General features: G+C 54.2%; 13 protein-coding genes. 11 read left to right on the top strand and 2 right to left on the bottom strand.

Annotated elements, in window-relative coordinates; all coding sequences use genetic code 11:
- Positions 1-95 precede the first annotated feature (95 nt).
- Positions 96-2120 carry a DNA helicase Rep gene (gene rep, locus HVZ37_RS22110; protein ID WP_181627976.1) on the top strand — a complete coding sequence of 675 codons (2025 nt, stop codon included), beginning with the start codon at positions 96-98 and terminating at the stop codon, positions 2118-2120.
- Positions 2121-2164: 44 nt separating this feature from the next.
- Here rep and gppA read toward each other — a convergent pair whose 3' ends face one another.
- Both gppA and rhlB read right to left on the bottom strand, forming a co-directional pair.
- Positions 2165-3649 (bottom strand): guanosine-5'-triphosphate,3'-diphosphate diphosphatase, encoded by a 1485-nt coding sequence (gene gppA, locus HVZ37_RS22105; RefSeq protein ID WP_042998786.1) that lies wholly within the window; start codon positions 3647-3649, stop codon positions 2165-2167.
- 135 nt (positions 3650-3784) lie between these two features.
- Entirely contained in the window at positions 3785-5053 is a 1269-nt protein-coding gene (gene rhlB, locus HVZ37_RS22100; protein WP_042998787.1) for an ATP-dependent RNA helicase RhlB, read from the bottom strand.
- Positions 5054-5292: 239 nt separating this feature from the next.
- On the opposite strand from rhlB, the gene trxA reads away from it, so the two are divergent.
- The 10 genes from trxA (at position 5293) to rffC (ending at position 14690) form a co-directional block, all read left to right on the top strand.
- The gene (gene trxA / locus HVZ37_RS22095; RefSeq protein ID WP_001280776.1) at positions 5293-5622 is read left to right on the top strand and encodes a thioredoxin TrxA; all 330 of its coding nucleotides are present in this window, start codon (positions 5293-5295) and stop codon (positions 5620-5622) included.
- A gap of 133 nt (positions 5623-5755) precedes the next feature.
- Positions 5756-5875: a rho operon leader peptide gene (locus HVZ37_RS22090; RefSeq protein ID WP_071887707.1), complete on the top strand. Its 120-nt coding sequence runs from the start codon at positions 5756-5758 to the stop codon at positions 5873-5875.
- Between the two features lie 87 nt (positions 5876-5962).
- Entirely contained in the window at positions 5963-7222 is a 1260-nt protein-coding gene (rho, locus tag HVZ37_RS22085) for a transcription termination factor Rho (protein ID WP_002437993.1), read from the top strand.
- Positions 7223-7460: 238 nt separating this feature from the next.
- Positions 7461-8564, top strand: coding sequence for a UDP-N-acetylglucosamine--undecaprenyl-phosphate N-acetylglucosaminephosphotransferase (wecA, locus tag HVZ37_RS22080; RefSeq protein ID WP_042998788.1), 1104 nt, complete (start codon positions 7461-7463; stop codon positions 8562-8564).
- Between the two features lie 11 nt (positions 8565-8575).
- Positions 8576-9622, top strand: a complete 1047-nt coding sequence (wzzE, locus tag HVZ37_RS22075) for an ECA polysaccharide chain length modulation protein (protein WP_042998789.1) — start codon at positions 8576-8578, stop codon at positions 9620-9622.
- Between the two features lie 55 nt (positions 9623-9677).
- Positions 9678-10808: a UDP-N-acetylglucosamine 2-epimerase (non-hydrolyzing) gene (gene wecB / locus HVZ37_RS22070; RefSeq protein WP_042998790.1), complete on the top strand. Its 1131-nt coding sequence runs from the start codon at positions 9678-9680 to the stop codon at positions 10806-10808.
- Positions 10805-12067 (top strand): UDP-N-acetyl-D-mannosamine dehydrogenase, encoded by a 1263-nt coding sequence (gene wecC, locus HVZ37_RS22065; RefSeq protein WP_044267324.1) that lies wholly within the window; start codon positions 10805-10807, stop codon positions 12065-12067. Before wecB ends, wecC begins: the two co-directional genes overlap by 4 nt.
- The gene (gene rffG, locus HVZ37_RS22060) at positions 12067-13134 is read left to right on the top strand and encodes a dTDP-glucose 4,6-dehydratase (RefSeq protein ID WP_054177001.1); all 1068 of its coding nucleotides are present in this window, start codon (positions 12067-12069) and stop codon (positions 13132-13134) included. The genes wecC and rffG overlap by 1 nt, the downstream gene beginning before the upstream one ends.
- Before the next feature lie 19 nt (positions 13135-13153).
- A complete protein-coding gene (gene rfbA, locus HVZ37_RS22055) occupies positions 13154-14035 on the top strand; it encodes a glucose-1-phosphate thymidylyltransferase RfbA (RefSeq protein WP_042998793.1) in 882 nt (293 codons plus the stop codon).
- Positions 14013-14690, top strand: coding sequence for a dTDP-4-amino-4,6-dideoxy-D-galactose acyltransferase (gene rffC / locus HVZ37_RS22050; protein ID WP_042998794.1), 678 nt, complete (start codon positions 14013-14015; stop codon positions 14688-14690). Before rfbA ends, rffC begins: the two co-directional genes overlap by 23 nt.
- The last annotated feature ends 3 nt before the right edge of the window (positions 14691-14693 follow it).

Genomic DNA, 14693 nt, shown 5'->3' with positions numbered 1-14693 from the left:
CACAGGCAGCGTTACGCGGGGTTACGGAAAGCTCAATCTCGACCTCGCTTTCTGCTACAATTCGTCCCCCGTTCGAAGATTGAGCACTTTTACCTATGCGTTTAAACCCCGGCCAACAACAAGCTGTCGAATTCGTCACCGGACCGTGCCTGGTGCTGGCGGGGGCGGGTTCCGGTAAGACACGCGTTATCACCAACAAGATCGCCCATCTGATCCGTGGCTGCGGCTACCAGGCGCGACACATTGCGGCGGTGACTTTTACTAATAAAGCGGCGCGCGAAATGAAAGAGCGTGTCGGACAGACGCTGGGACGCAAAGAAGCGCGCGGGTTGATGATCTCCACTTTCCATACGTTAGGGCTGGAGGTGATTAAACGCGAATACGCCGCGCTGGGGATGAAGTCGAATTTTTCGCTGTTTGATGACACGGACCAGGTTGCGCTGCTCAAAGATCTGACGGAAGGGCTGATTGAAGACGACAAAGTGATACTGCAACAGCTGATCTCGACGATCTCGAACTGGAAGAACGATCTCAAAACGCCCGCACAGGCGGCCGCCGGTGCGAAAGGCGAGCGCGATCGTATCTTTGCGCACTGCTACGGGCTGTACGACGCGCATATGAAAGCCTGCAATGTCCTCGACTTTGATGATTTGATTCTGCTACCGACGCTGCTGTTGCAACGTAATGAAGAGGTGCGTGAGCGCTGGCAGAACAAGATTCGCTATCTGCTGGTGGATGAATATCAGGACACCAACACCAGTCAGTACGAACTGGTGAAATTGCTGGTGGGAAACCGGGCGCGATTCACCGTCGTAGGGGACGACGATCAGTCGATTTACTCTTGGCGCGGGGCGCGTCCGCAAAACCTGGTGTTGTTAAGTCAGGATTTTCCGGCGTTACAGGTGATCAAACTGGAGCAGAACTACCGCTCCTCCGGGCGGATCCTGAAGGCGGCGAACATCCTCATTGCCAATAACCCGCACGTCTTTGAAAAACGGCTTTTTTCCGAGCTGGGATATGGCGCGGAACTCAAAGTTCTGAGTGCGAATAATGAGGAGCACGAAGCCGAGCGGGTGACCGGGGAACTCATCGCCCATCACTTTGTAAATAAAACGGAATACAAAGATTACGCCATTCTGTATCGCGGCAACCACCAGGCGCGAGTATTCGAAAAATTCCTCATGCAGAACCGGATCCCCTACAAAATCTCCGGTGGAACGTCGTTCTTCTCGCGTCCGGAAATTAAAGACTTGCTGGCCTATCTGCGGGTGTTGACCAATCCGGATGATGACAGCGCGTTCCTGCGTATTGTGAATACGCCAAAGCGTGAAATCGGCCCCGCCACGCTGCAAAAGCTGGGTGAATGGGCGATGACGCGGAACAAAAGCCTGTTTACCGCCAGTTTTGATCTGGGGCTTAGCCAGACGCTCACCGGGCGCGGCTATGACTCGCTCACCCGTTTTACCCACTGGCTGGGCGAGGTTCAGCAGTTGGCAGAACGTGAGCCGATTGCCGCTGTTCGCGAGCTCATCCACGGAATTGATTACGAATCATGGCTTTACGAAACGTCGCCCAGCCCAAAAGCCGCTGAAATGCGCATGAAAAACGTCAACCAGCTGTTTAGCTGGATGACCGAAATGCTGGAAGGCAGCGAACTGGATGAGCCGATGACGCTCACTCAGGTTGTCACCCGCTTCACGCTACGTGACATGATGGAGCGCGGCGAGAGTGAGGAAGAGCTGGATCAGGTGCAATTGATGACGCTGCATGCCTCGAAAGGGCTGGAGTTCCCGTATGTGTTTATGGTGGGTATGGAAGAAGGCTTCCTGCCACACCAGAGCAGCATCGATGAAGACAACATTGATGAAGAGCGCCGCCTGGCTTATGTCGGCATCACCCGCGCGCAGAAAGAGCTGATTTTTACGTTGTGTAAAGAGCGACGTCAGTACGGTGAACTGGTGCGTCCGGAGCCGAGCCGCTTCCTGCTGGAGTTACCGCAGGACGATCTGATCTGGGAGCAGGAGCGTAAAGTGGTGAGCGCTGAAGAGCGAATGCAGAAAGGGCAAAGCCATCTGGCGAATCTGAAAGCGATGATGGCGGCGAAAAGAGAGAAATCGTAGGCTGGAGGCCGGATTAGGCATTTACGCCGCCCTCCGGCAGTGAATCATTCACGCACTGCTAAAGGCCAGTGGACATAGCTCTGCCACTGGCTTTCTTGTTCAATCAACTCTTTCCCCAACGGATGCTGTTCCAGCCAGTCCGGCGGTAGCGCCAGGGTGAGAATTTCATTCGATGCCTGTAGCGTAATAGCTGGCACCAGATCGTCACGACGGCGGCTGGCGAAGATAATCGCCAGTCTGAGCAGACGACAAAGATGCTCCGCCACACGCGGCGGTACGGCATTTTGCTGATGCAACGACGAGAGATCGACCGGGTTGGTCTGATTTAACAATAGCGTGGCGAGCAGTTTTTTCTGTGCGGGCGTGAAACCCGGCAGATCCAGATTACGGACCAGATAGGCGGCATGCTGAGGCGCTTGCTTAAAATCAACGCTCAGGCCTATCTCGTGCAGCTGGCAGGCGCTGATCAGCAGTTCGCGGCTGATCGGCTCAAGATGCCACTCATTTTCTACCTGATCGAGAAAACTCACCGCCAGATTCGCAACGCGATGCGCCTGTTCGGTATCCACCATAAACCGGCGCTGAATATTACGCAGCGTGCGGCTGCGAATATCCTGATCCACCGCAAGATGCAGCATCCCGTAGACCAGCCCTTCACGTAATGCCCCACCGGCCAGGGTCATACACTGAATATTGAGTTCGGTGAAGATGGCGATAAGAATAGCCAACCCGCTGGGGAACACCAGCGCTCGTTCCAGGGTTAAGCCTTCAATTTCAAGCTCTTCCAGACGACCGCAGTGAATCGCCCGCTGTTTCAACTGCTGCAGTTTCGCCAGCGTGATGCGCTCATCCATCCCCTGCGCCATCATGATTTCCTGTAACGCCTGAACGGTACCGGAGGCACCGACGCAGACTTTCCAGCCGTGATAGCGAAGTTCATCGGCGACCGGGCGCAGCACATCGCGCGCCGCTTTTTCCGCTTCGTCGAAATTCTCTTGTGCCAGATTGCGATCGGTAAAGTAGCGTTCGAGCCAGGTGACGCAGCCCATTGACAGGCTGAACAGGGAGGTGGTTTGCGCACCTGTTCCGGTGACCAGTTCGGTGCTGGCACCGCCGATATCGACGACCAGACGCTGATCCGCTCCGCCAGTGGTGTGCGCCACGCCCTGATAAATCAGGCGCGCTTCTTCTTCACCGCTGATGACCTGAACCGGACAACCGAGGATTTCCTGCGCTTTAGCGATAAACTCGCTGGCGTTTACCGCGATACGTAACGTAGCCGTAGCGACCACGCGAATTTGCGGCTGCGGAATATCCTGAAGGCGCTCGGCAAACAGACGCAGGCATTGCCAGCCGCGTTCCATTGCTTCAGCAGAAAGGACATTGTTGCTGTTCAGACCGGCGGCCAGACGCACTTTGCGTTTAATGCGCGTGAGCGTCTGGATGCTGCCCGCTACCTCGCGTACGACCAGCATATGAAAACTATTGGAACCGAGATCGATAGCGGCGTACAACGAGGTAGAATTCATACACTTCATCCTTCAACCGGTATCTGTGCTGGCTGCGTTTTTTCACCCGAATCACTGGCTAAAGTAAGTTCATCAGGATTCGTTTTCTTGCCGCCCTGATACAGGCTGAATGATGTTGTGTATGGCATAACTTTCTTAACCTGAACGACGACGATTACGCGGAGCACCGCCAGAGCGGCGCGGGCCATTGCCAGGGCGCGTACGCGTCAGGCGCAGCGGCTTCGGCAGATTGTTCATCAACGCTTCCGGGTTGTATTTACTCACCGGAATCGAGTGACCAATGTAGGTTTCAATCGCTGGTAGGTTCAGGGCGTACTCTTCACAGGCCAGGCTGATCGAGTGACCGCTTGCACCAGCACGGCCCGTACGACCGATGCGGTGTACGTAGTCTTCGCAATCGTCCGGCAGATCGTAGTTAAATACGTGCGTCACGGCAGGAATGTGCAGGCCGCGCGCGGCAACGTCGGTTGCGACCAGAATATCCAGATCGCCACGGGTAAATTCGTCGAGAATACGCAGACGTTTTTTCTGCGCCACATCGCCAGTCAGCAAACCAACGCGATGACCATCGGCGGCCAGATGACCCCAGATATCTTCGCAGCGGTGTTTGGTGTTCGCGAAGATGATGGCGCGATCCGGCCACTCTTCTTCGATCAGCGTTTGCAGTAAGCGCATTTTCTCTTCGTTAGACGGATAGAAAAGCTCTTCTTTAATACGGTGACCCGTTTTTTGTTCCGGCTCGACTTCAACGTATTCGGCGTTGTTCATCTGTTCGAACGCCAGTTCACGCACGCGGTAAGAGAGGGTAGCAGAGAACAACATGTTCAGGCGTTGGTTGGCCGGCGGCATGCGGCGGAACAGCCAGCGAATATCTTTAATAAAGCCCAGATCGTACATGCGATCGGCTTCATCGAGGACCACCACCTGGATGGCGCCCAGGTTGATGTGATTCTGTTTCGCGTAATCGATCAGACGACCCGTGGTGCCGATGAGAATATCGACGCCGCTTTCCAGCACTTTTAGCTGTTTGTCGTAACCGTCACCGCCGTAAGCGAGACCCAGCTTCAGACCGGTCGTCTGTGCCAGCGGCTCGGCATCAGCGTGGATCTGCACGGCTAACTCACGCGTCGGCGCCATAATTAAGGCGCGTGGCTGGTTCACCTTGCGATCGTCAATCGCGGGATGAGAGAGAAGATAATGAAACGTTGACGTCAGGAACGCCATCGTTTTTCCGGTACCGGTTTGCGCCTGCCCTGCAACATCGCGACCAGCCAGCGTAAGCGGCAGTGCGAGGGCCTGAATGGGCGTGCAGTTATGAAAGCCTTTATTTTCAAGGGCTTCGATAACCTTTGGGTGCAGGGCGAAGTCGGAAAACTTCTGTTCTGTTAAATGTGTTTTGCTCATAGTGTGGTAGAATATCAGCTTACTATTGCTTTACGAAAGCGTATCCGGTGAAATAAAGTCAACCTTTAGTTGGTTAATGCTGTACACAAATCATTCATGATGCGTCGAGGCGGCAAGCGAACGCGTCCACAAGAACGTACAGAGTACGTGACCTGGACGATGAGTGAAGCCAACAAAGAGGCAGCTTAAAGGATGATGTGTATACACCAACACACCAGGCTTATTCCTGTGGAGTTTATATGAGCGATAAAATTATTCACCTGACTGACGACAGTTTTGACACGGATGTACTCAAAGCGGACGGGGCGATCCTCGTTGATTTCTGGGCAGAGTGGTGCGGACCGTGCAAAATGATCGCCCCGATTCTGGATGAAATCGCTGACGAATATCAGGGCAAATTGACGGTTGCTAAACTGAACATTGACCAAAACCCAGGCACTGCGCCGAAGTATGGTATCCGTGGCATCCCGACCCTGCTGCTGTTCAAGAACGGTGAGGTTGCAGCGACCAAAGTGGGCGCACTGTCCAAAGGTCAGCTGAAAGAGTTCCTCGACGCGAACCTGGCGTAAGCCGGACGTCTCATGTTCGGGCGACCTGAATCCTAATTGATTCGGATGACTGGACGCCCGACTTGAGTCGTGCTAAGTTAGTGTTGACTTCGTATTAAACATACCTTATTAAGTTTGAATCTTGATAACTCCAATACTTCCCGTTTTTTCTCGCACGCGAAGTGGACAGATTCCTGGCTTATCATTCAATCCGTCTTGTCGTTTCAGTTCTGCGTACTTTCCTGTGACCAGACAGCGAACAGACATGAGTTGATGGCCGTAAACAGGCATGGATGACCCTGCCATACCATTCACAACATTAAGTTCGAGATTTACCCCAAGTTTAAGAACTCACACCACTATGAATCTTACCGAATTAAAGAATACGCCGGTTTCTGAGCTGATCACTCTCGGCGAAAATATGGGGCTGGAAAACCTGGCTCGTATGCGTAAGCAGGACATTATTTTTGCCATCCTGAAGCAGCACGCAAAGAGTGGCGAAGATATCTTTGGTGACGGTGTGCTGGAGATATTGCAGGATGGATTTGGTTTCCTCCGTTCTGCAGACAGCTCCTACCTCGCCGGTCCTGATGACATCTACGTTTCCCCCAGCCAAATCCGCCGTTTCAACCTCCGCACTGGTGATACCATCTCTGGTAAGATTCGCCCGCCAAAAGAAGGCGAACGCTACTTTGCGCTGCTGAAAGTTAACGAAGTTAACTACGACAAACCGGAAAACGCCCGTAATAAAATTCTCTTCGAAAACTTAACCCCGCTGCACGCAAACTCTCGTCTGCGTATGGAACGTGGTAACGGCTCTACCGAAGACTTAACGGCGCGCGTTTTGGATCTGGCTTCACCAATCGGTCGTGGTCAGCGTGGTCTGATCGTCGCGCCGCCTAAAGCCGGTAAAACCATGCTGCTGCAAAACATTGCGCAGAGCATCGCTTACAACCACCCTGACTGTGTGTTGATGGTGCTGCTGATTGACGAACGTCCGGAAGAAGTGACCGAGATGCAACGTCTGGTGAAAGGTGAAGTTGTTGCTTCTACCTTTGACGAACCGGCATCCCGTCACGTTCAGGTAGCGGAAATGGTGATCGAGAAAGCGAAACGTCTGGTTGAACACAAAAAAGACGTTATCATTCTGCTCGATTCCATCACCCGTCTGGCACGTGCATACAACACCGTGGTTCCGGCTTCCGGTAAAGTGCTGACCGGTGGTGTGGACGCTAACGCTCTGCATCGTCCGAAGCGTTTCTTCGGTGCAGCGCGTAACGTGGAAGAGGGCGGCAGCCTGACCATCATCGCAACGGCGCTGATCGATACCGGCTCTAAGATGGATGAAGTCATCTACGAAGAGTTTAAAGGCACCGGTAACATGGAACTGCACCTCTCTCGTAAGATTGCTGAAAAACGCGTCTTCCCGGCTATCGACTACAACCGTTCCGGTACCCGTAAAGAAGAGCTGCTCACCACTCAGGAAGAGCTGCAGAAAATGTGGATCCTGCGCAAGATTATTCATCCGATGGGCGAAATCGACGCAATGGAATTCCTCATTAATAAACTGGCGATGACCAAGACTAACGACGACTTCTTCGACATGATGAAGCGCTCGTAAACGAGCTCTCAGCCGAAAACGCCACGTTTTTACGTGGCGTTTTGCTTTTATGTCTGTAATCTTAACGACAAGTTAACAAACCAGGGGTTATTGTCCTCCGCTGCACGTGCGTCAGCCATCAAGTGCGACACGTGGTTAATAATTATACAAAACAGACGGTTCGGAGTGGAGTTTCCCTTCTGAATACAGGCCTTCGTGGTTATACTTCTGCTTATAATTTTCTCTGAGAGCACGCATTGTGAATTTACTGACAGTCAGTACTGATCTCATCAGTATTTTTTTATTCACGACACTGTTCCTGTTTTTTGCACGGAAGGTCGCAAAAAAGGTCGGTTTAGTGGATAAACCCAACTTCCGTAAACGCCACCAGGGATTGATACCGTTGGTTGGGGGCATCTCAGTTTATGCGGGGATTTGTTTCACATTTAGCATTGTGAATGTCTATATCCCCCACGCTGCTCTCTATCTGGCTTGTGCCGGTGTCCTGGTTTTTATCGGCGCACTGGACGATCGCTTTGATATTAGCGTAAAAATACGTGCCACCATTCAGGCTGCTATCGGCGTAATTATGATGGCGGTGGGCAAGCTTTATCTCAGCAGCCTCGGTTATATCTTTGGCCCGTGGGAGATGGTGCTCGGGCCGTTTGGTTATTTCCTCACGCTTTTCGCCGTATGGGCCGCGATCAATGCCTTCAACATGGTGGATGGTATCGATGGCTTATTAGGCGGGCTCTCCAGCGTCTCATTTGCCGCAATGGGGCTTATTCTGTGGTTTGATGGACAGACCAGTCTGGCTATCTGGTGCTTTGCCATGATCGCCGCCATCCTGCCCTATATTCTGTTGAACCTCGGTGCGCTTGGCCGTCGCTATAAAGTGTTTATGGGTGACGCCGGCAGTACGCTGATTGGTTTTACCGTTATCTGGATCCTGCTTGAAACCACCCAGGGTAAAACGCACCCGATAAGCCCGGTTACCGCGCTGTGGATCATCGCCATTCCGCTGATGGACATGGTGGCCATCATGTATCGTCGTCTGCGTAAAGGGATGAGCCCGTTCTCGCCAGACCGTCAGCATATTCATCATTTGATCATGCGTGCAGGGTTTACTTCACGTCAGGCTTTTGTCCTGATCACGCTAGCCGCCGCAATACTGGCCTCGATTGGCGTGCTGGCGGAATATTCTCATTTTGTCCCGGAATGGGTCATGCTGGTGCTCTTTTTGCTAGCATTCTTCCTCTACGGTTACTGCATTAAACGTGCCTGGAAGGTGGCGAGGTTCATTAAGCGCATGAAGCGCAGATTACGAAGAAACCGTGATAACAATCCAAAATTAACCAAGTAAATGAGGGTGCGATGACTCAACCATTACCGGGGGCACACGTTGTGAGCGCTGAAAATGAACTGGATATTCGTGGGTTGTTTCGTACCTTATGGGCCGGGAAGGTGTGGATTGTCGGTATCGCGCTGTTATTCGCGCTGATCGCGCTGGCGTATACTTTTTTTGCTCGTCAGGAGTGGAGCGCGACCGCGATCTCCGATCGCCCCACGGTGAATATGCTGGGGGGTTACTATTCCCAACAGCAGTTTTTGCGGAATCTGGATGCGAAAGCGGACAACGCGTCAGGTGATCAACCTTCGGTCATGGACGAAGCCTATAAAGAGTTTGTGATGCAACTGGCCTCCTGGGATACGCGTCGCGACTTCTGGCTGCAAACTGACTATTACAAGCAGCGGATGGTTGGCAACAGCAAGGCCGATGCCGCCATGCTGGATGAGATGATCAACAACATTCAGTTCACTCCCGGTGATTTTGCCCGTGCCATTAACGACAGCGTCAAGCTGATTGCCGAAACCGCACCTGATGCGAACAATCTGCTGCGTCAGTATGTGGCGTTCTCCAGCCAGCGTGCGGCAAGCCATCTCAATGAAGAACTGAAAGGCGCGTGGGCCGCGCGGACCGTGCAAATGAAGGCGCAGGTCAAACGTCAGGAAGAGGTGGCGAAAGCAATTTTCTCCCGCCGCGTGAGCAGTATTGAACAGGCGCTTAAAATCGCTGAACAGCACAATATCTCCCGCAGTGCGACCGATGTGCCAGCGGATGAATTACCGGATTCGGAGCTGTTTCTGCTCGGACGTCCCATGCTCCAGGCACGCCTTGAAAATTTACAGGCGGTCGGCCCCTCTTTCGATCTGGACTACTTCCAGAATCGAGCCATGCTAAATACATTGAATGTGGGCCCCACGCTGGACCCGCGTTTTCAGACCTATCGCTATTTGCGTACACCGGAAGAACCGGTAAAACGCGATAGCCCGCGCCGTGCCTTCCTGATGGTGATGTGGGGCATCGTGGGGGGGCTTATCGGCGCAGGTGTTGCGTTAACCCGCCGCCGCACGATTTAGCACGACTGCCGCAGTGAGGGGCTGGGCCCTCACTGACTATTCGAAGAGAATCGATGTGAAAGTACTGACTGTATTTGGCACGCGACCGGAAGCCATAAAAATGGCACCTCTGGTGCATGCGCTGGCAAAGGATCCTGATTTCGACGCAAAAGTCTGCGTCACCGCGCAGCACCGGGAGATGCTCGATCAGGTATTGAATCTCTTTTCTATTGTTCCTGATTACGATCTCAATATTATGCAACCGGGTCAGGGATTGACAGAGATAACCTGTCGGATACTGGAAGGGCTGAAGCCTATCCTCGCTGACTTCAAGCCAGATGTGGTACTGGTACACGGAGATACCACCACCACGATTGCGACCAGTCTGGCCGCGTTTTATCAACGTATACCGGTCGGCCATGTCGAGGCCGGGTTACGCACTGGCGATCTCTATTCCCCGTGGCCGGAAGAGGCAAACCGTACGCTGACCGGGCATCTGGCGATGTATCACTTTGCGCCGACGGAGAACTCGCGGCAAAACCTGTTGCGCGAGAATATTGCCGACAGCCGCATCTTTGTCACCGGCAATACGGTGATCGATGCGCTGATCTGGGTGCGCGACCGCGTTCTGGCTAGTGATACGTTGCGTTCAGAACTGGCCGAGCAGTATCCGTTCCTCAGTTCGGATAAAAAACTGATCCTGGTGACCGGTCATCGTCGCGAAAGTTTTGGCCGTGGATTTGAGCAGATTTGCCATGCGCTGGCGGAGATTGCGGCCGCCAATCAGGATGTGCAGATTGTCTATCCAGTGCACCTGAACCCGAACGTCAGCGAGCCGGTCAACCGCATTCTCGGTCATGTTGAAAACGTGACGCTGATTGAACCGCAGGACTATCTGCCCTTTGTCTGGCTGATGAATCACGCCTGGCTGATTCTGACGGACTCCGGCGGGATTCAGGAAGAGGCACCGTCACTGGGCAAACCGGTGCTGGTGATGCGTGAAACAACCGAACGACCCGAGGCCATTACCGCCGGAACCGTGCGTCTGGTGGGGACAGACCCACAGCGCATTGTTGAAGAAGTCACGCGTTTGCTGCATGACGAAAACGAATATCAGGCTATGAGCCGCGCCCATAACCCTTACGGTGACGGGCAGGCCTGCGGCCGCATTTTACACGCATTAAAAAACAATCGGGTATCGCTATGAGTTTTTCTACCATTTCTGTTATTGGGCTGGGATATATCGGTTTGCCGACGGCGGCTGCCTTTGCTTCGCGCCAAAAGCAGGTGATTGGGGTGGACGTTAACCCGCATGCGGTGGAGACCATCAACCGCGGTGAAATCCATATTGTTGAGCCGGACCTCGATAACGTCGTGAAAACGGCGGTGGAAGGCGGTTTTCTGCGCGCCACCACGACCCCTGTCGATGCCGATGCGTATCTGATTGCAGTACCGACGCCGTTTAAAGGTGAGCATGAGCCGGATATGACCTATGTCGAAGCGGCGGCGAAATCCGTTGCGCCAGTGCTGAAAAAGGGCGCGCTGGTGATCCTCGAGTCGACCTCTCCGGTTGGCGCGACCGAACAGATGGCGGCGTGGCTGGCCGAAATGCGTCCGGATCTCACTTTCCCGCAGCAGGCGGGCGAGCAGGCGGATGTGAATATCGCCTATTGTCCTGAGCGCGTTCTGCCGGGTCAGGTGATGGTTGAACTGATCAAGAATGACCGGGTCATCGGCGGCATGACGCCGGTGTGCTCGGCGCGTGCCAGCGAGCTGTACAAAATATTTCTTGAAGGCGAGTGCGTGGTGACCAATTCCCGTACGGCCGAAATGTGCAAGCTGACGGAAAACAGCTTCCGCGACGTCAATATCGCCTTTGCGAACGAACTGTCGCTGATTTGCGCCGAGCAGGGGATTAACGTCTGGGAACTGATTCGCCTGGCAAACCGTCATCCACGTGTCAACATTCTCCAGCCTGGACCGGGTGTGGGCGGGCACTGTATTGCTGTCGACCCGTGGTTCATTGTGGCGCAGAATCCGTTGCAGTCGCGTCTGATCCGTACCGCGCGTGAAGTAAACGACGGTAAACCACACTGGGTCGTCGATCAGGTCAAAGCCGCCGTTGCGGACTGCCTGGCGGCGACGAACAAGCGCGCCAGCGAAGTGAAAATCGCCTGCTTTGGCCTCGCATTCAAACCCAATATCGACGATTTGCGTGAAAGCCCGGCAATGGGGATCGCAAAAAGTATCGCCCAGTGGCACAGCGGTGAAACGCTGGTGGTGGAACCGAATATTCACCAGTTGCCGAAAAAGCTGGACGGTCTTTGTACTCTTGCCGCCCTGAACGACGCGCTGGCGACGGCCGACGTGCTGGTGATGCTGGTCGATCATAGCCAGTTTAAAGCCATTCAGGGCGATGCTGTGCAGCAGCAGTACGTCGTGGATACCAAAGGAGTGTGGCGTTAATGAAACGGATTCTGGTGACGGGTGGCGCAGGTTTCATCGGCTCAGCGGTGGTACGGCATATCATTAATGAGACGGCAGATGCGGTGGTGGTGGTGGATAAACTCACCTACGCCGGCAATCTGATGTCGCTGGCTCAGGTTGCGCAGAACGATCGCTTTGCTTTCGAGAAAGTGGATATTTGCGATCGCGCCTCGCTGGATCGGGTTTTTCAACAATATCAGCCAGACTGCGTGATGCACCTGGCCGCCGAAAGCCATGTCGATCGTTCCATCGACGGACCGGCGGCGTTTATCGAAACCAACATTGTTGGCACCTACACGCTGCTGGAAGCGGCGCGGGCGTACTGGAGTGAACGGGCTGACGAGAAGAAATCGGCGTTTCGCTTCCACCATATCTCGACGGACGAGGTGTATGGCGATCTGCACTCGACGGATGATTTCTTTACTGAGACGACGCCCTACGCCCCTAGCAGCCCCTATTCCGCGTCGAAAGCCAGCAGCGATCACCTGGTGCGCGCCTGGTTGCGCACTTACGGTCTTCCAACCCTTATCACCAACTGCTCTAACAACTATGGCCCTTACCACTTCCCGGAAAAACTGATCCCGCTGATGATTCTTAATGCGCTGGCGGGCAAACCGCTGCCGGTGTATGGCAACGGACAGCAGGTCCGCGACTGGCTGTATGTGGACGATCACGCGAGAGCGCTGTACTGCGTGGCGACCACCGGAGAAGTCGGTGAAACGTATAACATCGGCGGTCATAACGAGCGTAAGAATCTGGACGTGGTTGAGACGATTTGCGAGCTGCTGGAAACGCTGGCGCCGAACAAACCACAGGGTATCGCACATTACCGCGACCTGATTACCTTTGTGGACGATCGTCCTGGTCACGACTTACGTTACGCCATTGATGCGTCAAAAATCGCCCGTGAGCTTGGCTGGACGCCGCAGGAAACCTTTGAAAGCGGCATGCGTAAAACCGTGCAGTGGTATCTGGCGAATGAGGCCTGGTGGAAGCCCGTACAAGACGGCAGTTATCAGGGGCAACGTTTAGGTCTGAAGGGCTAATTTCCCGGAGGAGGAAGGCATGAAAGGTATCATTCTGGCGGGCGGCTCTGGCACCCGTTTGCATCCTATCACGCGTGGCGTGTCGAAACAGCTGCTCCCCATTTACGATAAGCCGATGATTTATTACCCGTTATCGGTGCTCATGCTGGCCGGCATTCGTGAGATCCTGATTATCACCACGCCGGAAGACAAAGGATATTTTCAGCGTCTGTTAGGCGACGGTTCTGAATTTGGCATTCATTTGCAGTATGCCGAACAACCGAGTCCGGATGGCCTGGCGCAAGCGTTTATCATCGGTGAGACGTTCCTGAACGGCGAACCTTCATGCCTGGTGTTAGGCGACAATATTTTCTTCGGTCAGGGGTTCAGTCCTAAATTGCGCCATGTCGCCGCGCGTACCGAAGGGGCGACCGTGTTTGGCTATCAGGTGATGGATCCAGAACGGTTTGGCGTGGTGGAGTTTGATGACAATTTCCGCGCCATCTCGTTAGAAGAGAAACCGAAGCAGCCAAAATCTAACTGGGCGGTGACCGGGCTCTATTTCTACGACAGCAAGGTGGTGGAGTACGCAAAGCGCGTGAAACCATCTGAACGCGGCGAACTGGAGATCACCTCTATCAATCAGATGTACCTTGACGCAGGCAATCTGACCGTTGAGCTGCTGGGCCGCGGTTTTGCCTGGCTCGATACGGGAACGCATGACAGCCTGATTGAGGCGAGCACCTTTGTGCAGACGGTTGAAAAGCGTCAGGGATTCAAAATTGCCTGTCTGGAAGAGATTGCCTGGCGCAATGGCTGGCTGGATGATGACGGCGTGAAACGTGCCGCCAGCGCTCTGGCGAAAACAGGTTATGGCCAATATTTACTGGAGCTGCTTCGTGCACGTCCACGCCAGTATTGAGCCGCTGGGCTGGGAAAACCGCTTCTTTGGCATCAACAGCGCCATTGTCCGGCTGGATCCGGCGGCGCCGTTATTGACCGCAGAAGCCTTACAGCCCTGGTCGCGGGTGCAGGCCAAAATCCCGGCGGCCAATACCCGCGAGCTGGATGCTCTGCAACAACTGGGTTTCGCGCTGGTGGAAGGGGAAGTCGATTTTGTTCTTCCTGTCGGGAAAAACAACGGTCAAACTGGCGCAGAAATTGCACAACTGACGGACATTCCGGCCTTGCGCCAGCTCGCTGCGGCGGCCTTTGCGCAAAGCCGCTTTCGCACGCCGTGGTATGCGCCTGACGCCAGCGCTCGCTTTTATGCGCAGTGGATTGAAAACGCGGTGCACGGCACGTTTGATCATCAGTGTCTGGTTCTTCGCACCTCAAATGGGGATATTCGCGGCTATGTCTCGCTGCGTGAACTGGATGACCGCGAGGCGCGAATCGGCTTGCTCGCCGGGCGTGGCGTTGGGGCAGAGCTGATGCAGGCGGCGCTGGGATGGGCGCAGGCGCGCGGCAAAACAACATTGCGGGTGGCGACCCAGATGGGCAACACCGCCGCGCTTAAACGTTATATACAAAGCGGTGCGAATGTAGAAAGCACCGCGTACTGGTTATACAGGTGACAA

Source organism: Citrobacter sp. RHB35-C17 (genome assembly GCF_013816795.1).
In the GTDB taxonomy this organism is placed as follows: Bacteria; Pseudomonadota; Gammaproteobacteria; order Enterobacterales; family Enterobacteriaceae; genus Citrobacter_A; species Citrobacter_A amalonaticus.
Note: the sequence above shows the minus strand (reverse complement) of the source record. Positions and strands in the feature narration are given on the sequence as shown.